Origin of the sequence: Actinomadura luteofluorescens (assembly GCF_013409365.1) — a bacterium.
Taxonomy (GTDB): Bacteria; Actinomycetota; Actinomycetes; order Streptosporangiales; family Streptosporangiaceae; genus Spirillospora; species Spirillospora luteofluorescens.
This window is the reverse complement of sequence record NZ_JACCBA010000001.1, coordinates 2,138,902-2,163,634: the sequence shown is the minus strand read 5'-3', so window position 1 is coordinate 2,163,634 and position 24,733 is coordinate 2,138,902. Positions and strand designations below refer to the sequence as shown.

The window sequence follows — 24,733 nt, the reverse complement described above, 5'->3', positions numbered from 1 at the left end:
GACGGTCCAGACACGTGTTCGAGACGCTCTCCGACCGGTTGACGACGGTCTTCTCGTCGCTGCGCAGCAAGGGCCGGCTCTCCGAGGCCGACATCAACGCGACCGCCCGCGAGATCCGGATCGCGCTCCTTGAGGCCGACGTCGCGCTCCCCGTGGTCAAGGACTTCATCGCGCAGATCAAGGAGCGGGCGCAGGGCTCGGAGGTCTCGCAGGCGCTGAACCCGGCGCAGCAGGTCGTCAAGATCGTCAACGAGGAGCTCATCACCATCCTCGGCGGCGAGACCCGGCGGATCCGGCTGGCCAAGACCCCGCCGACCGTGATCATGCTCGCGGGCCTGCAGGGCGCCGGCAAGACCACCCTCGCCGGCAAGCTGGCCCGCTGGCTGAAGCAGGAGGGCCACACGCCGATGCTGGTGGCGGCCGACCTCCAGCGCCCCAACGCCGTCCAGCAGCTCCAGGTCGTCGGCGAGCGGGCCGGGGTCCCGGTGTTCGCGCCCGAGCCGGGCAGCGGCGTCGGCGACCCGGTCGACGTGGCGCGCCGCTCGATCGACCAGGCCCGGCACGCCCAGCACGACGTCGTCGTCATCGACACCGCCGGCCGCCTCGGCATCGACGCCGAGATGATGCAGCAGGCCGTCGACATCCGCGACGCCGTCCGCCCCGACGACATCCTGTTCGTCGTCGACGCCATGGTCGGCCAGGACGCGGTCAACACCGCCCAGGCCTTCATGGACGGCGTCGGCTTCGACGGCGTCGTGCTCACCAAGCTCGACGGCGACGCGCGCGGCGGCGCGGCCCTGTCCGTCCGGCACATCACCGGACGCCCCATCATGTTCGCCTCCACGGGCGAGAAGCTCGAGGACTTCAGCGTCTTCCACCCGGACCGCATGGCGGGCCGGATCCTCGACATGGGCGACATCCTCACCCTGATCGAGCAGGCCGAGCAGGCGTTCGACGCCGAGCAGGCCGAGAAGATGTCCAGCAAGTTCGCCTCGGGCGAGGACTTCACCCTCGAGGACTTCCTCGAGCAGATGATGATGATCCGCAAGCTCGGCCCGATCGGGAACCTGCTCGGGATGATGCCGGGCATGGGCCAGGTCCGCGACCAGATCAGCCAGATCGACGACCGCGACCTGGACCGCATCGCCGCGATCATCCGCTCGATGACCCCGCAGGAGCGCGCCCAGCCGAAGATCATCAACGGTTCGCGGCGGGCCCGCATCGCCCAGGGCTCCGGCGTCGGCGTCGGCGAGGTCAGCAGCCTGGTCACCCGGTTCTTCGACGCGCAGAAGATGATGCGCCAGATGGCCGGCGGCATGGGCCTGCCCGGCATGCCCGGCGGCCGCCGCAAGGCCACGAAGGCGGCGAAGGCCGCCAAGAACAAGAAGGGCAAGCAGCGCAGCGGCGACCCCCGCAAGCGCGCCGCGGGAGGCAAGTCCCCCCAGGAGCAGGCCCCCGCAGCCGAGGGCATGCCGAAGGGCCTCCCACCCGGCCTCGGCGGCGGCCAGCTCCCGCCCGGCCTGGGCGGCGGCCAACTCCCCCCCGGCTTCCAGATGCCCGACCTGAACAAACTCCAGGGCCGCAAAAAGAAGTAACTGCCCCCCATCGCACCCGCGCGGCAGGGCGCGCCCCTTCGAGCCCGCCCTGCCGCGCCCACACACGCACCCACCCGCACGAACCGCGGCGAACAAACAGCTCCACAGCACCGCCCCAGCCACCCGGCCAGGCTCTGCCCCAAGCAAGCCGCCCAACGCGAGCCCGCCCCGGCCGCAGAGAACAATGCAACGGCCACCAGCCATACAACGAAGCGCAACACCGCTCACGTACACCCCAACGGCACCTGCCCGCAGCGAACACGCGCGCGACAGCGAGCACCTGTACGGCAGCAAACACGCGAGCGGCAACAGGCAGGTGTGGGGCACAGCGGGCGGGTGCGCGGCAGCGGGGTGTTGGACGCCATGGCGACGCGGTGGCCGGGCCGGGGCAGGGGGTTACGGGCTGTCTCGGAGGTGAAGGGGCGACACCCGGTCTGTGCGATTGCGCTTTCGCGGCGAACGTCTGGCAGAATGACAGGCTGGAAACCCGGAATCGCGAGGCGCCCTCTCTCGTCCAGCGCGACCGGAGTCCATCGGGCGGCCGTGAGCCGGTGTTCCCCACCTGGCGCGGGCCCGTCCAACCAGTGATGAAGTTGGAGTACACCACACCCGTGGCAGTCAAGATCAAGCTCAAGCGTCTGGGGAAGATCCGGAACCCGCAGTACCGGATCGTCGTCGCCGACGCCCGCACCAAGCGGGACGGGCGGGCCATCGAGGAGATCGGGCTCTACCAGCCCAAGCAGGAGCCCTCGCTCATCAAGATCGACTCTGAGCGTGCGCAGTACTGGCTGGGTGTCGGCGCGCAGCCGACCGAGCCCGTGCTCAACCTGCTGAAGATCACCGGCGACTGGCAGAAGTTCAAGGGCGAGCCGGGCGCCGAGGGCACCCTCAAGGTCGCCGAGCCGAAGGCCGACAAGAAGGCCGCGTTCGAGGCCGCCGTCAAGGAGTCGCTGGGCGACGACGAGGCCGCCGGCAGCGCGACCCGCGGCAAGAAGAAGGCCGAGCCGAAGAAGTCCGAGGCGAAGGCCACCGAGACCGACGAAGCCAAGAGCGAGGGCTGACGTGCTCGAAGAAGCGCTCGAGCACCTGGTCCGCGGGATCGTCGAGAACCCGGACGACGTCCAGGTTCGCGCCCGCCGGATCAGGGGCGGCCGGGTCCTGGAGGTGCGTGTGCACCCCGAGGACCTCGGGAAGGTCATCGGCCGAAGCGGTCGCACCGCCAAGGCCCTGCGCACGGTGATCAGCGCCCTCTCCGGAGGCCGTTACGTGCGTGTCGACCTGCTCGACGTCAACGAGGTCCGCTGAGTGGCGTCCCGATGAGCGAACCGCTCGTGGTGGGACGGATCGGACGGCCGCACGGGGTTCGCGGCGAAGTCACCGTCGACGTCCGCACGGACGAGCCGGAGTCCCGGTTCGTCCCGGGCACGGCGCTCGCCACCGACCCCGTCACCGCCGGTCCGCTCACCATCGAGCGGAAACGCTGGCATTCGGGACGCCTGCTCGTGCGCTTCGCCGGGGTCGGCGACCGCGACGCCGCGGAGGAACTGCGCGGCACGTGGCTCGTCGTCGACCCCGGTGACATCCCCCCGTCCGCCGACCCGGACGACTTCCACGACCAGGAACTGCTCGGGCTCGCCGTGGTCACCACGGACGGGACCGAGGTCGGCCTGGTCGCGGATGTCCTGCACCACGGCCAGGATCTCCTGGTCGTGCGCGGGGCCGGGGGCGAGAAGCTGGTCCCCTTCGTGGCCGCGCTCGTCCCCGAGGTGGACGTTCCCGGGGGGCGGCTCGTCATAGATCCGCCCCCCGGCCTGCTCGACGAATCATGAGACTCGACGTAATCACGATCTTCCCCGAGTACTTCGCTCCGCTGGAGATCTCCCTCCTGGGCAAGGCCCGGCGCGCCGGCTTGCTGGACGTCCGCGTCCACGACCTGCGCGAATGGACCCACGACCGGCACCGCACCGTCGACGACACCCCCTACGGCGGCGGCCCCGGCATGGTCATGAAACCCGACCCCTGGGGCGAGGCCCTCGACACCCTGGCCCCCCCGCCCAACCCCCCCACCCCCGGCGAAACGTCCCCGCCCTCCTCCGCGGACGCCGCCGGCGCGACATACCCCGGTGCCGCGTCCGCCGACGGATTGACGCCGGGCCTTCCGCCTGGCGGACCTGCCGCCCCGCGCGCGCCCGGTGGGACGTCCGCGGAAGCCTTTGGCGCGACACCTGCAGGTGGCATCTCCGCCGCCGGGCCAGTGCCGCACTCTCCGTCCGGCGGCCCCGGCACTCCGCACGTGCCCGGCGAGACGTCCCCGCCTTCCCCCAGCGCGACATACCCCGGTGGCGCGTCCGCCGCCGGAGCGATGCCGGGCCCTCCGCCCGGCGGCCCTGCCACCACACCCGTCTCGGCGGAACGTCCCCCGGCTTCCCTCGCGGACGCCGCTGGCGCGACATCTTCCGGTGGTGCATCTCCCGCAGGGGCGGTGCCGCGGCTGATCATTCCGACGCCGAGCGGGCGGCCGTTCACGCAGGCGGACGCGGTGCGGTACGCGGCGGAGCCCTGGCTGATCTTCGCCTGCGGCCGCTACGAGGGCATCGACTCCCGTGTCGCCGAGGAGGCCCGTACCCGGATGCCGGTGGACGAGGTCAGCCTCGGCGACTTCGTCCTCGCCGGCGGGGAGGTCGCCGTCCTCGTCATGGTGGAGGCGATCGGCCGCCTTCTGCCCGGCGTCCTCGGAAACGCCGATTCCGTCGCCGACGACTCGTTCGCCCCCGGCGCGATGGAGTCGCTCCTGGAAGGCCCCGTCTACACCAAGCCTCCCGTCTGGCGCGAGCGGCCTGTTCCGGACATTCTTCTCTCGGGCCACCATGGCGCGATCGCCCGCTGGCGGCGCGACGAGGCGCTGCGCCGGACGGCCCGTCACCGCCCTGAACTGCTCTCACGCCTCACGCCGGAGGCCCTCGACAAGCACGACCGTGCTGTGCTGCGCGAGGCCGGTTTTCCGGTTGACGGCGAAGATATGGCAGACTAAAGCGTCCGTGCGTCCAGACCGCACGGCACCCCAAGACCACTTTCCGCGGCGCGACGCCCCCACGAAAGACCCACCGGGGCCTCTCGACGCCCGCGTTCGACCACGAGGAACCGCTGCGATGCACACCCTGATCCAGGAGATCGAGAAGGCCGCGATGCGCGCCGACGTCCCGGACTTCCGTCCGGGCGACACGCTGAAGGTGCACGTGCGCGTCACGGAGGGCAACCGGAGTCGTATCCAGGTCTTCCAGGGCGTGGTGATCCGGCGGCAGGGCGGCGGCGCCCGCGAGACCTTCACCGTCCGGAAGGTCAGCTACAGCGTCGGCGTCGAGCGGACCTTCCCGCTCAACAGCCCCTCGATCGACAAGATCGAAATCGTCACCCGCGGCGACGTCCGCCGCGCCAAGCTCTACTACCTGCGCAACCTGCGCGGCAAGGCCGCGCGCATCAAGGAGAAGCGCGAGCACTGAGCCGATGGACCACGACGCCCCGGGAACCCGCCACGGTGCCCGGGGCGTTGCCCGTTCTGGACGGAGATGATCGGCTTGGCCGTCGGCGACACGCCCACGCGCGGCGTCCCATGGGCACCGCGCCGCTAGGCTTTCGCTCTGATGACTGACGAGGACGATCGGAGAGACGTGCGATCCGAAGCCGAGGGCGCGGTGCCCGAAGAGAAGGAGCCCGTGGACTCGGCCGATGAGACGGCCGACGACTCCGAAGACGACGGCAAGCGCAAGAAGAAGCAGGGCTCCTTCTGGAAAGAGCTTCCCGTCCTCATCGTGGTCGCCGTCGTGCTGGCCCTCGTCATCAAGGCGTTCGCGGTCCAGGCGTTCTACATCCCGTCCGGCTCCATGGAGAACACCCTCCAGGTCGGCGACCGCGTCCTGGTCAACAAGATCGTCTACCACACGCGGGACATCGCCCGCGGTGACGTCATCGTCTTCAACGGCCTCGACTCCTGGGACCCCGAGGTCCAGGTCGACGAGCCCAGCAACCCTGTCTCCAAGGCCTTGCGCGCCGTAGGCACCGCCTTCGGCGTCGCGCCCAACGAGAAGGACTACATCAAGCGCGTCATCGGCATCCCCGGCGACCACGTCAAGTGCTGCGACGCCCAGGGCCGCGTCACGGTCAACGGGGTCCCCCTGGAAGAGAAGTCCTACATCTTCACCGACCCGGTCACCCATGAGCAGAACAAGCCCTCCAACGACCCCTTCGACGTCACCGTGAAGCCGGGTCAGCTCTGGGTGATGGGCGACCACCGCGAACTGTCCTACGACTCCCGCTCCCACCGCGGCGACCCGGGCGGCGGCACCATCCCGATCGACCGCGTCATCGGCCGCGCCTTCGTCATCGTCTGGCCTCTGGACCGCCTCGGCACTCTGCCGATCCCGGCCACCTTCAAACAACCCGCCCTGGAGAAGTCCGGCGCAGCCGCCCTCCCGGCGGCCCCCTACGCCCTGGGCATCCTCTGCACCTTGCCCCTCGCGTACCTCAGACGCCGCCACCACTACAAACCCTGACGAAAGCGCCAACACCCAACGAAGCCGACCCGCGCCTGCGAACCCGCACGCATGATCGGCCATATAGCCCAGCCCGACGCGCGAAACCGCCCCAACAAGGCCATGCCGAGCGCTAACCCGCGCGCGACACGCATCCGCAGCCAAGCTCGGACGCCAAGCTCGGACGCCAAGCTCGGACGCCAAGCTCGGACGCCAAGCTCGGACGCCAAGCTCCGTCCATCCGTCCAGGCCCCCGGATCGCTCGCTGCCCCAACCCGCGGGATGCGGGGCCCGCCCAGGGAGCGCGCGTCGCTGCACTGCCGCTTTCTGGCTTGGGTGGATTTCGGTGTGGTGCGGCATACGGCAGTAAGGAGGCGTTCGGGGAGCGCTCGGGGCTTCCTGGGACGTACGCTGCGGAGCATGAACGGTCGTCCACTCCGCTTCACGCCGCGCCGGGACGCAGGACTGTTCGCGTACGAGCGGGCTCTTGGCCACGCGGGTTTCAGCCCCGTCGCCGGGGTCGACGAGGCGGGGCGGGGAGCCTGTGCGGGGCCGATGGTCGTCGGCGCGGTGATCCTCCAGGGCGGACGAGGGAAGATCGACGGCCTCACGGATTCCAAGCTGCTCACACCCGCGCGCCGGGAGCGGTTGTACGCCGAGATCACCGAGCGCGCCTACGCGTGGAGCGCCATCGTCATCCCGTGCCATGACATCGACCGGCTGGGTCTGCACCGGTGCAACATCACCGGGATGCGCCGGGCGCTGGCCGCCCTCGACAAGCGTCCCGCGTATGTGATCAGCGACGGCTTTCCGGTGCCGGGGCTGGACGTCCCCGGCCTCCCGATGATCAAGGGCGACCAGGTCGCGGCCTGCGTCGCCGCCGCGTCCATCATCGCCAAGGTCACAAGGGACCGGATCATGGTGAATCTCCATGAGCGGTATCCCGAGTACGGCTTCGATGTTCACAAGGGCTATGTGACCCGCGCGCACGGCAGGGCGCTCGAACTGCACGGTCCGTGTCCTGAGCATCGGTTCTCCTACGTCAACGTCGGGCGTGCCTTGCGTAACAATGGAGATGTGGTCCTGGAGGAGGAGACCGAGGGGGAACACCCCGACGAGGACCGCACGGAAGGGGCACGAGCGTGAGCGCGGAGGATCTCGAAAAGTACGAGACCGAGATGGAGTTGCAGCTCTATCGCGAGTACCGCGACGTCCTCGGGCTGTTCACCTACGTCGTCGAGACCGAGCGCCGGTTCTACCTGACGAACTCGGTCGACCTCCAGGTGCGCAGCGTCGACAACGGAGAGGTCTTCTTCGAGGTCACCATGCAGGACGCATGGGTCTGGGACATGTACCGCCCGGCCCGCTTCGTCAAGAACGTTCGAGTCGTCACGTTCAAGGACGTCAACGTCGAGGAACTGGCGAAGAGCGACTTCGAGCTCCCCTCCGAGCAGTAGCTCGTTGAAACGCACGAGCGCTTCCTCCTGTCGATGTCCGCCGGAGGAGCGCTCCTTCCCTCCAGCCAAGTTGGATGCTCCCTGGCGTGGTCGCCGCTGAAGTGGCGACTGCTGGGGGGAGCGAGTCTCCTTTCGCCGGTCTGGTCGTCGCTCCAGCGCGCGATCAGTGCGGCGCTGGTGTTGCTGGTGAGAGGGAGCGCTTCTCTTCGGCCAGGTTCGTCCTCAAGAGTGCGGTCGTCGCTGATCTGGTTCTTGCTAGGGACGCGTCCCTTCCGGTCGGGTCGGTGCTCTATCGCGAGGTTGCTGTTGATCTGGTGTCCGCTGGGGGAGGGGCGCGGGTCCGGTAGCTGCGCGGGGACGGTCGTCGATGGTGGATGTGTGGCCCGGTGATCTGTTTCCGTGACTCGGCGTTCTCTGGGTCTGCAGCCCGGGCAGGCGTGTGATCGTGGCGTGGGTCATCGGGGCTCCTGTGGGTGGGCGTTGTCGGTGTGGGGGAGTTCCGGAGGGTCCGCCGCCTGGAGAGTGGGTGGGGTGTTCGACCTGCCGGACTTCGTCAGGCGCCAGCCGGAGGACGTGCGCTCTATGAAGCCGCCCGCGGCGAGCAGGCCGAGTTTGGCGTTGACGGTGTTCAGGTCCACGCCCGCCTTGACGGCGAGCTGGGCGGGACCGGCCGCGCCGCGGGCCGGGAACGCCTCCAGGACGGAGCGGGTGACCGGTTCCAGGCGGTCCCGAGGCAGGACGGGGGTGGCGGGCGGCGGGGCCAGGTCGGTGCCGATGCGGCCGACGGCCTCGATGATCTCCTCGGGGCGGGTGACGAGCGTGGCGCCCTCCTCGCGCAGGAGGCGGTGGCAGCCGATCGAGGAGCGGGAGGTGATCGGGCCCGGCACCGCCATGACCATGCGACCGAGCTTGGCCGCCCAGCCGGCGGTGTTGAGGGCGCCGCTGCGCGCTTCCGCCTCGACGACGACCGTGCCCCGGGAGAGTGCCGCGATCACCCGGTTGCGGACGAGGAAGCGGAGCCGGTGCGGGTGGGTGCCCGGTGGTGACTCGCTCACCAGGAGCGAGCGCCGCGCCATCTCGGCGAAGAGCCCCTCGTTGGACGCCGGGTAGGGCACGTCCACGCCGTTCGCCAGGACCGCCACGGTCGGACCGTCGGCGGCCAGGGAGCCGCGGTGGGCGGCCGCGTCGATGCCGAGGGCGCCGCCGGAGATCACCGTCCAGCCCTGGTCGGCGAGTTCGGAGGCGAAGTCGGCGGCGGCGCGCAGGCCGTAGGGGGACGCGGCGCGGGAACCGACGATGGCGACCGAACGCAGGCAGCTGTAGCGCAGGTCGCCGGGGCCCCGCAGCCACAGGGCGTACGGGCGGCCTGCGCCGAGATCGTCGAGGGTCGTCGGCCATTCGGGCTCTCCCGGGCAGATGAGGCGGCCGCGGAACTGGGCGCACACGGACATGTCCTGGTCGGGCTCCGCCGCGATGAGCCGGATCCGCCAGTTGTCGAGACGCCGGACCTCCTGAGGGGAGGCCGACAGGCCCTGGGGGAGCCGGGTGGTCCGGATGGCCTCCAGTGCGTCCTCGGGGCCGCAGTGGTCGATCATCCGGTTGAGGAAGGCGTCTCCGGGTTCCGCGACCGCGGTCAGGGTGGCGCGGGCGGTGCGCTCGCCGCTCATTGGCGCCCCGCTGACCAGAGGGTGAGCGCGCCGCCGACGTCGTCCGGCCCCGGCTCGTCGTGGCCCGCGAGGTCGGCGATCGTCCAGGCCACCCGGAGGACGCGGTCGAGGCCGCGGGCGCTGAGCGTGCCTCGGTGCAGGGCTTCGTCGGCGCCGTGCATCGCATCCTGGGGCGGTGTGAAACGGCGGCGCAGTTCCGGCCCGGGGACCTCGGAGTTCGATCGCCACGGGGTGCCGGCGAGGCGCCTCATCGTTCGTTCGCGCGCCAGCATGACCCGTTCGGCCACCACCTTGCTCGACTCGGCGAACTCCAGGTCGTAACGGAGTTCGGCGCGGCTGGCCGGGGTGAGCTCCAGCTTGAGGTCGATTCGGTCGAGCAGCGGGCCCGACAGCCGGCTGGCGTACTTGCGACGCACGCCAGGGGCGCAGGCGCAGTCGATCTGTTTCGCCGCGGCGCACGGGCACGGGTTCGCCGCGAGGACGAGAGTGAACCGGGCGGGGAAGTACGCGATGCCTTCGATGCGGCTGATTCGCACTTCTCCCTCTTCGAGTGGTTGCCGCAGGGCGTCGAGTGTTCCGGCGATGAACTCTGGAGCCTCGTCCAGAAAGAGGATTCCTCGGTGGGCCAGGGAGACCGCGCCGGGTTGGAGCACGCGGCCCGAGCCGCCGCCGACCATCGAGGCACGGGAGGCCGTGTGGTGCGGTGCGTAGAACGGGGGCTGCGTGATCAGGGGCTGGCCCGGACGGAGGGTCCCGGCGATGGAGTGGATAGTGGTGACCTCCAGGGCGACCTCCGGTTCGAGGGGTGGCATCAGCGTCGGGAGCCGCTCCGCGAGCATGGTCTTCCCGCAGCCGGGCGGACCCGCGAAGAACAGGTGGTGCCCTCCGGCAGCGCTGATCTCCAGAGCGCGGCGCGCTTCGGCCTGGCCTCTGACGTCGGCCAGATCCAGGTCGGGCGAGATGTCCTGTTGTCGCAGGCCGAACCCCTTCGGGGGCGCGGGAGGGGCTTCCTCGTCCTCCTCGAAGGGCGGTGGTTCGTCGCGCAGTAGGCACAGCAGACCGCGAAGCGTGTTCGCGGGCACCACCTTCGTATCCGGGACGAGTTCGGCTTCCTCGGCGTTGGCGCGCGGGACGACGACCGTGCGGTAACCGCGGTTCGCGGCGGCCAACACTGCGGGCAGCACGCCCTGGGCAGGGCGGATGCGCCCGTCCAGGCCCAGCTCCCCGATCAGCACCATCTCCGCGCCGCTGCGCGGTGGGATCACCTCCGCCGCCCCGAGCAGCGCGATCGCTATCGCCAGGTCGAAGGTCGCGCCCTTCTTCGGCATGCTCGCCGGGAACAGCGAGACCGTGACATGGCGGTTCGGCCAGTCCTCGCCGGAGTTGAAGATCGCCGCCCTAACGCGGTCGCGGGCCTCGCTGAGGGCGGTGTCGGGGAGGCCGACGAGGTGCAGGCCCGGGACGCCGCTGGTGATGGCCGCCTCGACGTCCACGACGAAGCCGTCCACGCCGACGAGGGAGACCGAGCGCGTTCTGGCGAGCGTCATCTAGCACACCTCCTTGAGATGATCGATCGAGAAGTCGTTGCCGTCGCCGATCAGGCCGAGCACGTCCACCCGCATCGGCGCGCCGCTGACGCCGTGCGCGGCGGCCCATCGCCAGGCCAGCCGCCGTAACCGGGTCGCCTTGTCGACGGTGATCGCGTCGAGGGGATCACCGAAGCGCGCCGACCGGCGGGTCTTCACCTCGCACACGACGTGCCGGCGCCCGTCAAGGGCGATGATGTCCAGCTCCCCCTCGGGGCACCGCCAGTTGCGGTCGAGGATCGTCCAGCCGAGTCCGGCCAGGTACCGGGCGGCGGCGTCCTCGCCGCGGCGGCCGAGATCAATGTGGGCAGTCATGGGCCTCACCTCCGGCCTTCGACAGTGCCGGAGACTCACGGAACGTAGCCGCAGAACCTCGTACTGTGGATAACCTGGAGGAGGTTCCGGGTGATTCGCTCGAAACCGGGGTTCGGTGCTTGCTTCGGTCGGGGCCTTGGCGCAGCGTGACGCCTGTGACCAACGCGCTTGAGGACGCCGTCGCCGAGTTCGGCCGTCATCTGCGCGCCGAGCGGGACGTCTCGCCCCACACCCTGCGGGCCTATCTCGGTGATCTAGCCGACCTGTGCGCCTATGCCGCGCTTGCCGGCCTGACGGAACCGGCCGAACTGGATGCCTCGGTGCTGCGGGCATGGCTCGCCCGTCAACATGCTCTCGGCCGCTCCCGAGCGACGCTGGCCCGACGAACGGCGGCGGCCCGCGCGTTCACCCGCCATCTGCACCGGCGGCGGTTTCTTGAGAACGATCCCGGTCTGCTGCTGGGCACGCCCAAGCGACGGCGTGATCTCCCTGCCGTCCTCACTCAGGACGATGCGGCACATCTCCTGGATACCGTCGACGTTGAAGGTCCCGTCGGGCTCCGCGATCTGGCCGTCCTAGAGGTTCTCTACGGCACCGGAGTCCGCGTGAGCGAACTGTGCGGGCTCGACATCGACGACCTGGACACGGGGCGCAGGACCGTTCGAGTGCTGGGAAAGGGTGGGCGCGAGCGCACGGTTCCTCTAGGAGAGCCGGCTGTCCGCGCTGTCCAGGATTGGCTGCGCGCCGGACGTCCCGCACTCGCGACCGAGAACAGCGGCCCCGCCCTCTTCCTCGGCACACGCGGAGGCCGCCTGCACCCCACGAGTGCCCGGCGGATCGTCCATACGAGAATCTCGGAGGTAGGGCAGATTCCCGACCTCGCCCCGCACGGCCTCCGCCACTCTGCCGCCACCCACCTCCTCGAGGGCGGCGCCGATCTGCGAAGCGTCCAAGAGATCCTCGGTCACGCGTCCCTGCAGACGACCCAGATCTACACGCACGTATCCGCCGAGCGCCTGAGACAAGTCCATCGTCAAGCCCACCCCCGAGGCAGCCGCTCCGAGTAGCTCCGTGACGGGGCGGCGTTGTTTCGGGACGGCTTGCCGCCCGGCTCTGGCGGAGCCGGGCGGCAGGGGTGGGTCTGGTCAGGGGGCGCGGCGTAGGTGGCGTTCCTGGGAGAGGTTGATGACGCCTGGCGGCTGACGGCGACGGCGGTGCAGTCGGAAGCGGAGGCGGGTTCGGCGCCACGCGAAGGCCAGGGCGAAGGCCAGAACCATGCCCGACAGTGCTCCGCCCGTGGCCGTGGCGGCGTCGCGCAGGGCCAGCCGTGGCTGTGGAGACGGCGAATCGACGGGACGCGGAGCCGCCGTGGGTGTGGGCCGCTGCCAGAGAGGCAGGAGACGCACCTGGCGCTGGACGAGGCTGAGCGGATTCAGGTACAGGGCACCGCGGCGCAGACCCCAGTGCAGGCATGTCATGGGGCAGTGGAGCAGCCCCCGTTCCAGAACGCCGATCCGTGTGCCGGACGTGACGCGGCGCCCGACATGGACGTTGGGGCGGACGGGCAGGTACGAGGTCCGCAGGACGCCGTGGTCGATGGTCACGACGCCTCGTCCCGCTAGATCGTCGGCGTACGCGACGCGTCCTGGCCCGGCGGCGTAGACGGCCTGCCCCGGACGCGCCGCAAGGTCCACACCGCGGTGGCCCGCGCCCCAAGGGACGGCCGGAGGCGAGAAGCCGCGCACCACCGGCGGGGCCGGCGGCCCTAACGGCCAGCGCCAGGCGTCCAGGCCGGGCGATCCGATGGCGATCATGCACGTAAGGAGCAGCGAGAACACGGTCATGGACCGAACCCTGCCCGGCGGCGGACGGCTCGTCGATGGGGTTCGCGAACTGTGGATAACCGTGGGGAAATCGATGAGGCCCGGACACCTTCGCGCCCTGATAATCTGTAGGTGTGTCTGAGAGGGCACCGGTCAGGGCCAGGCCGTCGTCGTTCCGCTCCAGGGCGGGCGGTGAGAAGCCGCTCCCAGAGCGGACGGGACCCAGATCCGGCAACGGGTCACAGCCGCCTGGAGGTATCCCGGCGGCTGATTTCACGCGTCCGCATGCCACCGCGATGGTGGGGCGCAGTCCCTCGGTCCGTCGCCTCGGCGACGGTGGGGCCGCACCCGGGCGCAGGCAGATAACCAAATGCGGCCCGACAGGGCCAGAGAAGGAGAACACGGGCAATGGCACCCGTCGTCACCATGCGGCAGCTCCTCGAGAGCGGCGTCCACTTCGGCCACCAGACCCGCCGGTGGAACCCGAAGATGAAGCGCTTCATCCTCACCGAGCGCAACGGCATCTACATCATCGACCTGCAGCAGTCGCTGTCCTACATCGACCGCGCGTTCGAGTTCGTCAAGGCCACGGTCGCCCACGGCGGGACGATCCTGTTCGTCGGCACCAAGAAGCAGGCCCAGGAGTCCATCGCCGAGCAGGCGACCCGGGTCGGCATGCCCTACGTCAACCAGCGCTGGCTGGGCGGCATGCTCACGAACTTCTCCACCGTCCACAAGCGGCTCACCCGGCTCAAGGAGCTGGAGGAGATCGACTACGACGACGTGGCCGGCTCCGGCATGACCAAGAAGGAGCTCCTCGGCCTGCGCCGCGAGAAGGACAAGCTGGAGCGCACCCTCGGCGGTATCCGCGACATGGCGAAGGTTCCGAGCGCCATCTGGATCGTGGACACCAAGAAGGAGCACATCGCGGTCAACGAGGCCAAGAAGCTCGGCATCCCGGTCGTAGCCATCCTCGACACCAACTGCGACCCCGACGAGGTCGACTACCCGGTCCCGGGCAACGACGACGCCATCCGCAGCGTCAGCCTGCTGACCCGCGTCGTGGCCGACTCCGTCGCGGACGGCCTCATCGCCAAGGCGGGCGCCGCGCCCGGTGGCGACGAGAAGCCGGCCGAGGGCACCGCGGCCGCCGGCAGCGAGCCCCTGACCGAGTGGGAGCGCAATCTGCTGAAGCCCGGCGAGGCCGAGGGCGCCGCAGAGGCCCCTGCCGAGACCGAGGCCGCGGCCGAGGCCCCCGCCGAGGCTCCTGCCGAAGCCCCCGCCGAAGCGCCCGCGGAGGCTCCCGAGGCCGCCGCAGAGGCCCCGGCTGAAGAGGCTCCGGCCGAGGAGGCCCCGGCTGAGGAGGCCCCGAAGGCCGCCGAGGCCGAGCAGGCTTGATCCGCCGGTCCCGGCGGCGTCCACGCGGACGCCGCCGGGACCGTCGCGGGTCCCACGACCAACGACGAGAGAAGCGAAGAGAGCGATGGCCAACTTCACCGCCGCTGACGTCAAGCGGCTGCGCGACCTGACCGGCTCCGGCATGATGGCCGTGAAGAACGCCCTCACCGAGGCGGACGGCGACTTCGAGAAGGCGACCGAACTGCTGCGTCTCAAGGGCGCCAAGGACGTCGGCAAGCGCGCCGAGCGCACCGCCGCCAACGGCCTGGTCGCCGAGCACTTTGCGAACTCCGGCGACGGGGCGCTCCTGGAGCTCAACTGCGAGACCGACTTCGTCGCCAAGAACGCGCAGTTCATCGAGCTCGCCCAGCGTCTGGTCGAGTTCGCGGCCGCCAACGGCGCTGCGGACGCCGCCGCCCTGCTGGCCGCCGAGATCGAGCCCGGCAAGACCGTCCAGGCCCTGATCGAGGAGAACAGCGCCAAGATCGGCGAGAAGCTGGAGCTGCGCCGGTTCGCCCACTTCCAGGGCGCCTATGTGGCCAGCTACCTGCACAAGTCCGACCCGTCGCTGCCGCCGACCACCGGCGTGCTGGTCGAGCTCGACACCGAGAACGCCGAGGTCGCCAAGGACATCGCCCAGCAGATCGCGGCGATGGCCCCCAAGTACCTCACCCGCGAGGAGATCCCCGCCGAGGCGGTCGAGAAGGAGCGGGCGCTCGCCGAGCAGCTCACCCGCGACGAGGGCAAGCCCGAGCAGGCCATCCCGAAGATCGTCGAGGGCCGGGTGAACGCCTACTTCCGCGACTTCGTGCTCGTTGAGCAGGCGTTCGTGAAGGACAGCAAGAAGACGATCGCGAAGGTCCTCGACGAGGCCGGCGTGAAGGTCGTCCGCTTCGCCCGGTTCAAGGTCGGGCAGGCTTAAGGGCACTCTGGAAACGAGTACCCGAGACATAGCGAACGCAACGAGGAGGCCGCCGACGTGCCGGACAAGACGACCAGTAGCGCGACGGCGGCCTCGTCGTCCGGCCAGCACGCGCCGCGCGCGGGCTGGAAGAGGGTGTTGCTGAAGCTCTCGGGCGAGGCCTTCGCCGGACGCGACCCGCTCGGCATCGACCCCGAGGTCGTCCAGCACGTCGCCGAGGCGATCGCCGAAGCCGTCCGGGACGGCGTGCAGGTGGCGGTCGTGTGCGGCGGCGGCAACATGTTCCGCGGCGCCGTCATGGCCGAACGGGGCATGGACCGCGGGCGCGCCGACTACATGGGGATGATCGGCACTGTCATCAACTGCCTGGCCCTGCAGGACTTCCTGGAGAAGCTCGGGCTCGACACGCGCGTGCAGACCGCCATCACCATGAGCCAGGTCGCCGAGCCCTACATCCCGCGCCGCGCCATCCGGCACCTGGAGAAGGGCCGCGTGGTCATTTTCGGCGCCGGGCTCGGCCAGCCGTTCTTCTCCACCGACACGACCGCCGCCCAGCGCGCGTTGGAGATCGGCGCGGAGGCGGTACTGAAGGCCACGCAAGTGGACGGTGTCTACGATGCCGACCCCCGAAAGAATCCAGACGCGGTCAAGTTCGACCGTTTGGAATACGGTGAAGTTCTACAGCGGAGCCTGAAGGTCATGGACGCCACGGCCATCAGCCTCTGCATGGACAACGCGCTCCCCATCGTGGTCTTCGACCTCATGGGGCAGGGCAACATCGTCCGGGCCGTCCGGGGTGAGAAGATCGGCACGCTGGTCAGCCCGGCGCAGGGCTGACCGCAGCCCACGGCCGCGCCGGACGCGGCGCGGAACCGCAGGACCAGGGCCGACCAGATGACACGGGAGTCACAGTGATCGACGAGACCCTCCTCGAAGCCGAGGAGAAGATGGAGAAGGCGGTCGCGGTCGCCAAGGAGGACTTCCAGGCCATCCGCACCGGCCGGGTCACGCCCGCGATGTTCAACAAGATCACGGCTGAGTACTACGGGACGCCGACGCCGATCAACCAGCTCGCGTCCTTCACGCTCCCCGAGCCGCGGATGGTCGTCGTCCAGGTCTTCGACAAGTCGTCCATGCAGGCGGTCGAGCGTGCCATCCGCGACAGCGACCTCGGCGTGAACCCCACCAACGACGGCAACGTCATCCGGGTCGTCTTCCCGGACCTGTCGGAAGAGCGTCGCAAGGAGTTCATCAAGGTCGCCGGCACCAAGGCGGAGGACAGCCGGGTCTCGATCCGCAACATTCGGCGCCGCGCCAAGGACGCCCTCGACAAGCTGGCCAAGGACGGCGAGGCCGGCGAGGACGAGGTCAGGCGTGCCGAGAAGGAACTCGACGACACGACGCACCGCTACGTGGCGCAGATCGACGAGCTACTTGAGCACAAGAAGGCCGAACTGCTCGAAGTGTGATGAGACTCGATGACGCCGGGGAGCCTTCGGGCTCCCCGGACGAGCCGGAGGTCGACATGGCCGGCCCACCCCCCGGAGAAGCACTGGACTCGCCCCCCGGGCAGGGGCCGGGCGGTTCCGGCGATCCCCCCACCCCCGGTGACCCCTCGCCTTCCGGTGGCGCGACCCCCGCTGGGAAGCCGCAAGGCAAGACGGGGCGTAACCTCCCGCTCGCGATTGGCGTGGGCGTCGCGCTCGGCGCTCTCGTGTTGCTTTCGCTGTACACGGTCAAGGAGATCTTCCTTGGCGTGATGGTCGTGTTCCTGTTCCTCGGTATGCGGGAACTGACCGAGGCCCTCAAGAGCCGTGACATCCGCGTCCCGTTCATCCCTGTCGCGACGGGAATGGTCGGCACGCCTGTCGTCGCCTATGTGTGGGGTTCCACCGCAACCGTCGCGGCGGTCTCGCTTACGGTCCTGGCGTTGTTGATGACACGCATGACGGAGGGCGCCTCCGGATATGTGCGGGACGTCACCGCCGGATCGCTCGTGGCCGGCTACCTGGTGCTGATGGGCGGGATCGTCGCGCTGCTCATGCGTCCCGCCGACGGCGACCACCGCATCGTCATCTTCATCGCCACCACCGTCGCCAGTGACATCGGCGGCTATTTCGCCGGTTCCTTCCTGGGCAAGCACAAGCTCGCGCCCACGATCAGCCCGAAGAAGACGTGGGAGGGTGTCACCGGGTCCGCCATCACCTGCATGATCGTCGGCGGGTGGCTGGTGTGGTGGCTCCTGGACGGTGGCCACATCTGGCAGGGCGTGATCATCGGGCTCGCCGCCGTGGTCACCGCGACCGCCGGCGACCTGGTCGAATCGATGATCAAGCGCGATCTCGGGATCAAGGACATGGGAACGCTCCTGCCCGGTCACGGGGGAGTGATGGACCGTCTCGACTCCCTGGTCGCGACCGCCCCCGTCGTGTGGCTGCTACTGGAACTGTTCGTCCCCAGTTAGGACGTCCCGGGGCGTTCCTTGCCCTGCTCCTGCCCCAGCCCCTGGGGGTATCTAAGAGACGACCCACGAACGGCCCTGCTGGGCCAGCCGCCGGATGAGCGCGTCGGATCCCTCGCTCTTGGCGAACCTGTGCTCCTCGCCCGTGATGGGCACGAGCCAGAGCCATCGGACGGCGTCGCCGCTGAGTGTCAGGCCGGTCATGCCAGGCGCCTCAGGACCCGCGAGACGGTTCGGGTCGTCTAGGAGAAGCACTCCCTCCCACGACGACTCGCCATTGCCGAGGGGGAACGTGCGCGCCTCGTGGTACCACTTGACGACGTCCCCAGGAGCGAACCACGTCACCGAACGCCACGGATACTGCGCCAGCCAAGGGAAGATGCTGCCGGACCGCTGGCTGGGCAGGGTGCTGGCAACCGCCAGCTCAATGCGTCCGTATGGGGCGACGTCATCTTCGTACAGTTCGACCGTGGGCATCCGCTGGCGGCTCATCCCGACCGTGCTCAGAACGGTGAACTTCCGGTCACCCCTTGCGGGTCGTTCCGAGACCCCTACCGTCGGGGCCACGTTCGGCCTTCCGTTCGCCAACTGGCGTCCGACGTCGTGCCAGTAGTGGCCACTGGGACCCAGGCGCTGCAGGAGGTGGCCGAGAATCGACTGCTGGAACTCCGCCCAGGAGCCGTCCGCGCGGCACCTCTTCCAGTGCTCGCGCGCCTGGTCGACGCGCGGTCCGAAGTCCTCGATCTCCTCGTCCAGAGGGAAGGCGAACGGGCTCTGCAGTGTGGCGTCGCGAGCGTAGCCGGGGATGCCACGCCCCATGTCGGACCATCCGGGGATCACCGCCAGCAGGCCGCCCTCCTCCAGGAGCGCCACACCGTCGCCCTCCTCGAACCAGACGACCTCCAGCGTTTCCGGTGCCAGCGCTGGGCGTCCCGCGGGGTGGCGCACATGGGATTCCGGCAGGAGAGGGGCGCGGCCCGCGTCGAGTCGCGACCGGTCCAGATCCGGTGGGGCTTCGCGATGGTTCGCGATCCAGACCGCCCCGATCACCGAGTCTCGCGCGTCCTTCAGGTAGGCCGCGGTGACCTCGCCGTCGGTCTCGACGGTGAGCCGCCGGCTGCCGTACGGGCTGGCCGCCGCGTGGACGACCGTGGCCGCGGACCCCTGGGGCGAGGCGGCGCCCCTACGCAATACCGACATGATCGAGACCTTAGCCGCAGACAGGACCGTGTGCAGGAATGTCGCTGTTCACGTATGGGCGGGCGGCCAGGTACGGACGAGGCACGCGCAGGTGTTTGCGACACTGGAAGGACCATGTCTACCACCCAGCCCTCCGCGACCGGTGCCGCGCCCAAGAAGACCCCGGCGAAGCTCGTCTTCGCCGCACCAAGGCGCGGCAAGCCGCCGAGGCATCTCGCCGACCTCACAACGGCCGAGCGTCGCGAGGCGGTCGCCGCGCTGGGGGAGAAGCCGTTCCGCGCCGACCAGCTGTCGCGCCACTACTTCGCGCGCCTGGTGGACGACCCCGCCAAGATGACGGACCTGCCGGCCACCGTCCGGGATCGCCTCGTGTCCGAGTTGCTGCCCTCGCTGCTGACTCCAGTACGCGAGATGGACTGCGACGGCGGGACGACTCTCAAGACGGTCTGGAAAGCCTTCGACGGCGTCCTGTTCGAGTCGGTCCTGATGCGGTATCCGGACCGGGCGACGATGTGCGTCTCGTCGCAGGCGGGCTGCGGCATGAACTGCCCCTTCTGCGCGACCGGTCAGGCCGGGCTCACCCGCAACCTTTCCACGGCCGAGATAGTCGAGCAGGTCGCCGCGGGCGCGCGCGCTCTCGCAAGCGGACGCGTCCCAGGGGGCCAGGGACGCGTCTCCAACATTGTCTTCATGGGCATGGGCGAGCCCTTGGCCAACTACAAGGCCGTGATAGGCGCGGTCAGGCGCATCACCGATCCGGCACCCGCCGGGCTGGGCATCTCTCAGCGTTCGGTCACGGTCTCCACGGTCGGGCTCGTCCCCGCCATCGAGAAGCTCGCCGCCGAGGACATGTCGGTCAGGCTTGCGGTGTCCCTGCACGCGCCCGACGACGAGCTGCGCGACGACCTCGTGCCCATCAACAACCGGTGGAAGGTCTCCGAGGTGCTGGACGCCGCCTGGGCCTATGCCGAGCGCAGCGGGCGCCGCGTCTCGATCGAGTACGCCCTCATCAAGGACGTCAACGACCAGGCCTGGCGGGCTGATCTTCTCGGAAGGCTCTTGCGCGGGCATCTCGTACACGTCAATCTGATCCCGTTGAACCCAACGCCGGGTTCCAAGTGGACCGCCTCCCGGCCCGAGGACGAGCGCGAGTTCGTCCGGCGCCTGGAGGCCCACGGGGTCCCGGTCACGGTGCGCGACACTCGGGGCAGGGAGATCGACGGGGCCTGCGGGCAGCTGGCCGCGGCGACCAAGGACTGAGCGCGCCGCGGGCGCGTTCCTGGTGCCGCGCGGTGCGCGGGGACACGGCTGAGGAGCGCGGTGCCGGTGAAGACGGGTACACGGCTGCCGGTGGTCTTGAGGGGCTATGACCGGGCCCAGGTCGACGCCCTGCTCAAACGGATATCGCAGGCACTGAACGGCGGACCGCCGATGTCCGCGGACGAGGTGCGCCAGGTCCGCTTCACCACCGTCCTGCGCGGCTACGACCACCGCGCCGTGGACGAGCTGCTCCGCGAGTGCATCAGGGAGCTCCAGGCCCGGGCGCCGATCGGGGAACGTCCCGGCCGCACCCGCGCCCAGCCGGCCTGGCTGATCAACTGGATCCAGAACGCGCGGTTCTCCGGCGCCGGCCTGCGCCCCGGCTACGACGTGCGGGACGTGGACGCCTTTCTCGAGCGCGTGATCGCCGGCCTGCGCGGCGTGGCGCCGCCCGTGACTGCCCGCGACGTGCGGGAGAGCGCGTTCCGGGCGGTCCGGTTCGGCCCCGGCTACGACGAGCAGGAGGTCGACCGCTTCCTGCTGCAACTCGCCGCCGCCCTCGAACGCTGACGAAGTTATCCACAGTTTCGCGGGATGCTGCGCGCCGTGTGAGGCCCACGCCACGCTACGTGCATGGACCCCTTCGCCGCACAGTACCGACGGCTCCGAGCCCTGTTCGACTCCTTCCTCGAGCCTGAGATCACGGCCATCCTGCTCCCCCTGATCAAGCCCGGGCTGCGCCTCTCCACCTGCGGTGAGGTGCCCGTCCACCTCGGAGGCACCCCACTGCTGCCGCCGGGCGAGCCATGGCCGACGTGGAACGGCCGCCCACTCGACTTCTTAGGGGCGATCGACTTCGCGGTCCTCGCCGGCCTCCCGAAGGTCTCCGGCCTGCCGGCCTGCCGCGCCGCGTTCTACTACGCGACCGAAATCCCCCGTCCATGGGGCGACGAACCTGGCCAACGCGACGGCTGGCGCGTCTTCACCGGCGCCCTTCGCCCTGTGACCCCGCCGACGGGCACCCTGCTCTACCCGCAGACCACGCTGGGCGCCGCGCCGTTCCTCTCCCTGCCCTCTCCCCAGGAGGCCGTCATCCAGCGGCTGGAGATGGTTTGGGACGGCATCGTGCCCGTGTACGAACAATTGCACGCCGCCTGGACGCGTCACACCTGCCCGGACGATGCACCCGCCCACCAACTGGGCGGCTGGCCGACCCTCGTCCAGCGTCCCCTAGGCCCCGACTGCCTGTACGCCTCGACCGGCCGCACCCTGAACTCCCTCAACCCACCGGCCCTCACGCCGGACGAACAACGCGCGGTCGAGGAGTGGCACCTCCTCCTCCAACTCGACTCCGACGACCGCCTCGGCTGGTACTGGGGCGACCCGGGCCGCATCTACTTCTGCAATCGCCGCGACACACCTTTGGAGCAAACATGGCTAACCGTCCAGGCCGCGTAACGCACCCCAGGACATTTACCGGACAACCGCCCGCCCCATCAGGGCAGGCTGCGCAACGGTGGTGGGTGGTTAGGGGGTGCGGCGGGTGGTGAGGAGGTAGGCGGTGCCTACGACTGTGGACCAGATGAGGAGGTGGAGGGCTGTGGTGGGGAAGTGCGAGACGAAGACGTTCGGGCCCTCGTGAGCTGCGCGCATCCATCCGACCATTGGGATGGAGAGCCAGGAGAGGCGTCCCAAGCCGAGGAGCAGGAGGGCGGTCGCGCCGCCGAGGAGCGCCAGCAGCGAGATGCCGGGATCGGGGATGACGGCGCGGCTCGTCCAAGCCCCGAGCAGCGTGCCCGGGACGGCGACGAGGAGGTTCAGCGCACAGCCCGTCAGAATCGCCCGCCCGGATGAGCCCACCTGGAATGCCTGGATGAGAGGGACGGCCAATGCCGTGACGCCCAGTGCGATGTTCACGCTGTACGCGGCGAGCAGGCCCGCCCACGTGGGCCCGGACTGGTGGCGGGCCGCAGTGGCGGTCAGAGAGCGCTGCTCGTCGGGTTGCGTGTCGAGGAGGGCGCGGGCCGCCCAGGCCCACACGGGGAACATGAACGCCGCCACGTCCGCGAAGGTCCGTACGGCGAGCTCCCCGGCGTCAGGGCCGCTCGGCCCCTGCGCGAGGACCAGCGCCACGAGCAGGGCCACGACGATCAGCGGCTGCAGGACGCGCAGCGAGCGAAGGTAACCCGCCACCTGGAAGCGGACGATCGCGATCATTGTTCGCGCCTCCGCACCCGGTAGCCGTCGGCCCTCAGCTTCGTCTCCAGGGTGTCGGCCTCGTCCTCGGGCACCTCGACCTCCAGGACGGTCCAGTGACTGGCGCCTTCGGAGGACAGTGCAGTAACGGTGCCGTTGGCGACGTGCAGGCGGTCGACGCCGGGCATCGCCTCGATGCAACGCTGATGGTCGCTGACGACGACCGTGGAGCCGCGCGAGGCGAACTCGGAGATCAGCTCGGGCAGCGAGTCGCGCGTGGCGGCGTCCAGGCCCGCGAAGGGCTCGTCCAGGATCAGCAGTTCCGGGTCCGCCATCAGCGCCTGCGCGAGCCCGATCTTCTGAGCGCTGCCCTTCGACAGCTCGGACAGCCGGACATCGAGGAGGTGGTCGAAGCTCAGCCGCTCCGCCCAGACGTCGCAGGCCGCCGCAGGGACGCGCCGTATGGCCGCCATGTGGCCCAGGTAGGCCCGGACGCTGAACGGCTGGTCGACCGGAAACCGCTCCGGCGCATACCCCACTCGTGCGGGACGGTCTTTGACGGCGCCCGCTCGTGGTCTGCGCAGGCCGGCCATCACACGGAGCAGCGTGGACTTCCCCGCGCCGTTGTGACCGGTCACCTCGGTCACGCTTCCCTCCGGAAGCGACACCGTGACGTCCCGGAACACCCAGGGGTCCCGGCGCCGATAACGAAAGGCGACACGCTCCAGCCGCATGAAACCCAAACCGTAGAGACCCCCGCGTAAGGACGGTGTTAGCCCACGCGGCCCCCGACCCGCGCCTCCCCACAAGGCGACTGGCGGCGGGAGCCTCGGGGCCACCGAGTACAGCCAATCGCTCTCACAACACATCCTCACGGTCGCCCCCGAAGGTCAGCTTCAATGCGGCTCCGACGCCAGCCTCAGCGCTGCCCCTGGAGGTGGGCCTCACTCGTCGGCCCGAGGCGGGCCTCATTGCCCGCTCCCGGATCGGCCTCAGCGCTGCCCCTGGAGGTGGGCCTCACTCGTCGGCCCGAGGCGGGCCTCATTGCCCGCTCCCGGATCGGCCTCAGCGCTGCCCCTGGAGGTGGGCCTCACTCGTCGGCCCGAGGCGGGCCTCATTGCCCGCTCCCGGATCGGCCTCAGCGCTGCCCCTGGAGGTGGGCCTCACCCGTCGGCCCGAGGCGGGCCTCATTGCCCGCTCCCGGATCGGCCTCAGCGCTGCCCCTGGAGGTGGGCCTCACCCGTCGGCCCGAGGCGGGCCTCATTGCCCGCCCCCGGATCGGCCTCAGCGCTGCCCCGCTGGTGTGGTCATCCCGGTGGTGTGGTCGGTCCGGGACTTGGTTGGTCATTCGTCATCAGGAGATGTGACCTCAAGCGGGCCGGATTCGCTCTTGCGGACGTCGCGGCGGGGTGACGGGTGAAGCGTTCCGGTGGGGTCTGATTGTTAGTTCTTCCTCGCCGAGCAGTAGCTGGTTGGGGAGTCATCGTCGATGACGACTATGACGAGTTTGTCGGCGTGCTGAGGGTCGTGCTTGATGGAGGGCTTGTTGACCATGAACCGGGCACTGGCGTGTACCCGTCGCTGGAGTCTGGATGGCGCTGGATGGCGGCGGGAGGGGCGCTGAGTCGGCTCGGTGGGGTGGCCGGTAGGTCCGTGCCGGTCGCTTGGTGAGAGGGCTTGGTCGGGTCCTGAGCGCGGCGGTGTGGGTGGTGGCGTGCATGGGTGGCCGGCTGGCCGGGGGTGTGGTGGTCGTCTGGGTGGGGGTGGTGGTTTGCCGGGTGGCCTGTGGCCTTGGGGGGTGGGGTGGTCTGGGTGGTGGTGGGGTTAGGGCTGGAGTGCTTTGGTTAGGCGGGTTGCGTAGGTGGCGGCTTCGGAGTCGGAGGCGTATTTCTGGCGCGGCCAGAAGAAGCCGCGGAGGCCGTCCTTGGGGTTGCGGGGAACCACGTGTACGTGCAGGTGGGGGACGCTCTGGCTGATCCGGTTGTTCATGGCTACGAAGGAGCCCGCTGCTTCGAGGACGGATTCCATCGCTTTCGCAAGGCGTTGGGCTTGCGCGAAGAACGGCCCGATAAGGTCCTCGGGCAGATCCGTAAGCGTCTCGTAGTGCGTCCGAGGGACCAGCAGTGTGTGTCCCTTGAACAAGGGCCGGGCGTCGAGGAACGCCATCGCGTCCGGCGCGTCCAGCACGACGTGCGCGGGCCGCTCTCCCTTGATGATTTCGCAGAACAGGCACGCCTTGGTCACAGGTTCACCCATCCCCCTATTCTTCAGCCCCACCCGGCGGCAACCGCAAGCAGCCCCGGAGGTGCGCTTATCACCTTCTC

At 69.9% G+C, this 24,733-nt stretch carries 25 protein-coding genes and 2 pseudogenes; 19 read left to right on the top strand and 8 right to left on the bottom strand.

Features of this window, described 5'->3' with window-relative positions; all coding sequences use genetic code 11:
- Nucleotides 1-14: 14 nt before the first annotated feature.
- The 10 genes and pseudogenes from ffh (at nt 15) to BJY14_RS09825 (ending at nt 7,581) form a co-directional block, all read left to right on the top strand.
- On the top strand, nt 15-1,595 hold the full coding sequence (gene ffh, locus BJY14_RS09870; protein ID WP_179843328.1) for a signal recognition particle protein: 1,581 nt from the start codon (nt 15-17) through the stop codon (nt 1,593-1,595).
- 611 nt (nt 1,596-2,206) lie between these two features.
- On the top strand, nt 2,207-2,656 hold the full coding sequence (rpsP, locus tag BJY14_RS09865; protein ID WP_179843327.1) for a 30S ribosomal protein S16: 450 nt from the start codon (nt 2,207-2,209) through the stop codon (nt 2,654-2,656).
- Nucleotide 2,657: 1 nt separating this feature from the next.
- Complete coding sequence (locus tag BJY14_RS09860; RefSeq protein WP_179843326.1) at nt 2,658-2,900, top strand: RNA-binding protein; 243 nt, start codon at nt 2,658-2,660, stop codon at nt 2,898-2,900.
- 11 nt (nt 2,901-2,911) lie between these two features.
- Nucleotides 2,912-3,424: a ribosome maturation factor RimM gene (rimM, locus tag BJY14_RS09855; protein WP_179843325.1), complete on the top strand. Its 513-nt coding sequence runs from the start codon at nt 2,912-2,914 to the stop codon at nt 3,422-3,424.
- A pseudogene (locus BJY14_RS09850) lies at nt 3,421-3,690 on the top strand (tRNA (guanosine(37)-N1)-methyltransferase TrmD); the annotation flags it as partial. The gene rimM and the pseudogene BJY14_RS09850, both read left to right, overlap by 4 nt.
- Before the next feature lie 387 nt (nt 3,691-4,077).
- A pseudogene (gene trmD, locus BJY14_RS09845) lies at nt 4,078-4,626 on the top strand (tRNA (guanine(37)-N(1))-methyltransferase); the annotation flags it as partial.
- Between the two features lie 118 nt (nt 4,627-4,744).
- Nucleotides 4,745-5,095 carry a 50S ribosomal protein L19 gene (gene rplS / locus BJY14_RS09840; protein ID WP_141577557.1) on the top strand — a complete coding sequence of 117 codons (351 nt, stop codon included), beginning with the start codon at nt 4,745-4,747 and terminating at the stop codon, nt 5,093-5,095.
- Nucleotides 5,096-5,263: 168 nt separating this feature from the next.
- Nucleotides 5,264-6,145: a signal peptidase I gene (gene lepB / locus BJY14_RS09835; RefSeq protein WP_312879106.1), complete on the top strand. Its 882-nt coding sequence runs from the start codon at nt 5,264-5,266 to the stop codon at nt 6,143-6,145.
- Between the two features lie 399 nt (nt 6,146-6,544).
- A complete protein-coding gene (locus tag BJY14_RS09830; protein WP_179843323.1) occupies nt 6,545-7,270 on the top strand; it encodes a ribonuclease HII in 726 nt (241 codons plus the stop codon).
- Entirely contained in the window at nt 7,267-7,581 is a 315-nt protein-coding gene (locus tag BJY14_RS09825) for a DUF2469 domain-containing protein (protein ID WP_179843322.1), read from the top strand. Before BJY14_RS09830 ends, BJY14_RS09825 begins: the two co-directional genes overlap by 4 nt.
- Nucleotides 7,582-8,036: 455 nt before the next feature.
- Here BJY14_RS09825 and dprA read toward each other — a convergent pair whose 3' ends face one another.
- From dprA to BJY14_RS09810, 3 genes are read right to left on the bottom strand one after another with little or no spacing between them, the layout of a single operon-like run.
- Nucleotides 8,037-9,248 (bottom strand): DNA-processing protein DprA, encoded by a 1,212-nt coding sequence (gene dprA, locus BJY14_RS09820; RefSeq protein ID WP_179843321.1) that lies wholly within the window; start codon nt 9,246-9,248, stop codon nt 8,037-8,039.
- On the bottom strand, nt 9,245-10,795 hold the full coding sequence (locus tag BJY14_RS09815) for a YifB family Mg chelatase-like AAA ATPase (RefSeq protein ID WP_179843320.1): 1,551 nt from the start codon (nt 10,793-10,795) through the stop codon (nt 9,245-9,247). The genes dprA and BJY14_RS09815 overlap by 4 nt, the downstream gene beginning before the upstream one ends.
- Complete coding sequence (locus BJY14_RS09810) at nt 10,796-11,149, bottom strand: YraN family protein (RefSeq protein ID WP_179843319.1); 354 nt, start codon at nt 11,147-11,149, stop codon at nt 10,796-10,798.
- 155 nt (nt 11,150-11,304) lie between these two features.
- Here BJY14_RS09810 and BJY14_RS09805 point away from each other — a divergent pair, with 155 nt between their 5' ends.
- Nucleotides 11,305-12,216, top strand: coding sequence for a tyrosine recombinase XerC (locus BJY14_RS09805; RefSeq protein ID WP_312879104.1), 912 nt, complete (start codon nt 11,305-11,307; stop codon nt 12,214-12,216).
- Nucleotides 12,217-12,294: 78 nt separating this feature from the next.
- Here BJY14_RS09805 and BJY14_RS09800 read toward each other — a convergent pair whose 3' ends face one another.
- A complete protein-coding gene (locus BJY14_RS09800) occupies nt 12,295-12,993 on the bottom strand; it encodes a murein hydrolase activator EnvC family protein (RefSeq protein ID WP_218905245.1) in 699 nt (232 codons plus the stop codon).
- A gap of 387 nt (nt 12,994-13,380) precedes the next feature.
- Here BJY14_RS09800 and rpsB point away from each other — a divergent pair, with 387 nt between their 5' ends.
- From rpsB to BJY14_RS09775, 5 genes are all read left to right on the top strand, one after another.
- Entirely contained in the window at nt 13,381-14,370 is a 990-nt protein-coding gene (rpsB, locus tag BJY14_RS09795) for a 30S ribosomal protein S2 (protein WP_179843318.1), read from the top strand.
- A gap of 85 nt (nt 14,371-14,455) precedes the next feature.
- Nucleotides 14,456-15,292 carry a translation elongation factor Ts gene (gene tsf, locus BJY14_RS09790; protein ID WP_179843317.1) on the top strand — a complete coding sequence of 279 codons (837 nt, stop codon included), beginning with the start codon at nt 14,456-14,458 and terminating at the stop codon, nt 15,290-15,292.
- 135 nt (nt 15,293-15,427) lie between these two features.
- Complete coding sequence (gene pyrH / locus BJY14_RS09785) at nt 15,428-16,129, top strand: UMP kinase (RefSeq protein ID WP_376770039.1); 702 nt, start codon at nt 15,428-15,430, stop codon at nt 16,127-16,129.
- Nucleotides 16,130-16,203: 74 nt separating this feature from the next.
- The gene (gene frr, locus BJY14_RS09780; protein ID WP_179843315.1) at nt 16,204-16,761 is read left to right on the top strand and encodes a ribosome recycling factor; all 558 of its coding nucleotides are present in this window, start codon (nt 16,204-16,206) and stop codon (nt 16,759-16,761) included.
- Between the two features lie 221 nt (nt 16,762-16,982).
- On the top strand, nt 16,983-17,756 hold the full coding sequence (locus tag BJY14_RS09775; RefSeq protein ID WP_312879103.1) for a phosphatidate cytidylyltransferase: 774 nt from the start codon (nt 16,983-16,985) through the stop codon (nt 17,754-17,756).
- 51 nt (nt 17,757-17,807) lie between these two features.
- On the opposite strand, the gene BJY14_RS09770 is transcribed toward BJY14_RS09775, so the two are convergent.
- Nucleotides 17,808-18,953 (bottom strand): suppressor of fused domain protein, encoded by a 1,146-nt coding sequence (locus BJY14_RS09770; RefSeq protein ID WP_179843313.1) that lies wholly within the window; start codon nt 18,951-18,953, stop codon nt 17,808-17,810.
- Nucleotides 18,954-19,067: 114 nt separating this feature from the next.
- Here BJY14_RS09770 and rlmN point away from each other — a divergent pair, with 114 nt between their 5' ends.
- The 3 genes from rlmN to BJY14_RS09755 all read left to right on the top strand — a co-directional run bounded on the left by rlmN (nt 19,068) and on the right by BJY14_RS09755 (nt 21,671).
- Complete coding sequence (rlmN, locus tag BJY14_RS09765) at nt 19,068-20,213, top strand: dual-specificity RNA methyltransferase RlmN (RefSeq protein ID WP_179843312.1); 1,146 nt, start codon at nt 19,068-19,070, stop codon at nt 20,211-20,213.
- 66 nt (nt 20,214-20,279) lie between these two features.
- Entirely contained in the window at nt 20,280-20,783 is a 504-nt protein-coding gene (locus tag BJY14_RS09760; RefSeq protein ID WP_179843311.1) for a DivIVA domain-containing protein, read from the top strand.
- A gap of 63 nt (nt 20,784-20,846) precedes the next feature.
- Complete coding sequence (locus BJY14_RS09755) at nt 20,847-21,671, top strand: DUF1963 domain-containing protein (protein WP_179843310.1); 825 nt, start codon at nt 20,847-20,849, stop codon at nt 21,669-21,671.
- Nucleotides 21,672-21,740: 69 nt separating this feature from the next.
- On the opposite strand, the gene BJY14_RS09750 is transcribed toward BJY14_RS09755, so the two are convergent.
- The 3 genes from BJY14_RS09750 to BJY14_RS09740 all read right to left on the bottom strand — a co-directional run bounded on the left by BJY14_RS09750 (nt 21,741) and on the right by BJY14_RS09740 (nt 24,665).
- Complete coding sequence (locus BJY14_RS09750; RefSeq protein ID WP_179843309.1) at nt 21,741-22,430, bottom strand: hypothetical protein; 690 nt, start codon at nt 22,428-22,430, stop codon at nt 21,741-21,743.
- Nucleotides 22,427-23,143, bottom strand: coding sequence for an ATP-binding cassette domain-containing protein (locus BJY14_RS09745; RefSeq protein ID WP_179843308.1), 717 nt, complete (start codon nt 23,141-23,143; stop codon nt 22,427-22,429). Before BJY14_RS09745 ends, BJY14_RS09750 begins: the two co-directional genes overlap by 4 nt.
- Before the next feature lie 1,090 nt (nt 23,144-24,233).
- Complete coding sequence (locus tag BJY14_RS09740) at nt 24,234-24,665, bottom strand: HIT family protein (protein ID WP_179843307.1); 432 nt, start codon at nt 24,663-24,665, stop codon at nt 24,234-24,236.
- Nucleotides 24,666-24,733: the final 68 nt, after the last annotated feature.

Bases quoted from the DNA above. Each gene is read 5' to 3' on its own strand.
- rpsB (WP_179843318.1), top strand. From the start codon at position 13,381: ATGGCACCCGTCGTCACCATGCGGCAGCTCCTCGAGAGCGGCGTCCAC.
- rplS (WP_141577557.1), top strand. From the start codon at position 4,745: ATGCACACCCTGATCCAGGAGATCGAGAAGGCCGCGATGCGCGCCGAC.
- tsf (WP_179843317.1), top strand. From the start codon at position 14,456: ATGGCCAACTTCACCGCCGCTGACGTCAAGCGGCTGCGCGACCTGACC.
- BJY14_RS09800 (WP_218905245.1), bottom strand. From the start codon at position 12,993: ATGACCGTGTTCTCGCTGCTCCTTACGTGCATGATCGCCATCGGATCG.
- BJY14_RS09755 (WP_179843310.1), top strand. From the start codon at position 20,847: ATGGACCCCTTCGCCGCACAGTACCGACGGCTCCGAGCCCTGTTCGAC.
- rimM (WP_179843325.1), top strand. From the start codon at position 2,912: ATGAGCGAACCGCTCGTGGTGGGACGGATCGGACGGCCGCACGGGGTT.
- BJY14_RS09770 (WP_179843313.1), bottom strand. From the start codon at position 18,953: ATGTCGGTATTGCGTAGGGGCGCCGCCTCGCCCCAGGGGTCCGCGGCC.
- BJY14_RS09810 (WP_179843319.1), bottom strand. From the start codon at position 11,149: ATGACTGCCCACATTGATCTCGGCCGCCGCGGCGAGGACGCCGCCGCC.
- BJY14_RS09750 (WP_179843309.1), bottom strand. From the start codon at position 22,430: ATGATCGCGATCGTCCGCTTCCAGGTGGCGGGTTACCTTCGCTCGCTG.
- BJY14_RS09830 (WP_179843323.1), top strand. From the start codon at position 6,545: ATGAACGGTCGTCCACTCCGCTTCACGCCGCGCCGGGACGCAGGACTG.
- BJY14_RS09740 (WP_179843307.1), bottom strand. From the start codon at position 24,665: ATGGGTGAACCTGTGACCAAGGCGTGCCTGTTCTGCGAAATCATCAAG.
- BJY14_RS09815 (WP_179843320.1), bottom strand. From the start codon at position 10,795: ATGACGCTCGCCAGAACGCGCTCGGTCTCCCTCGTCGGCGTGGACGGC.
- dprA (WP_179843321.1), bottom strand. From the start codon at position 9,248: ATGAGCGGCGAGCGCACCGCCCGCGCCACCCTGACCGCGGTCGCGGAA.
- rlmN (WP_179843312.1), top strand. From the start codon at position 19,068: ATGTCTACCACCCAGCCCTCCGCGACCGGTGCCGCGCCCAAGAAGACC.
- BJY14_RS09745 (WP_179843308.1), bottom strand. From the start codon at position 23,143: ATGCGGCTGGAGCGTGTCGCCTTTCGTTATCGGCGCCGGGACCCCTGG.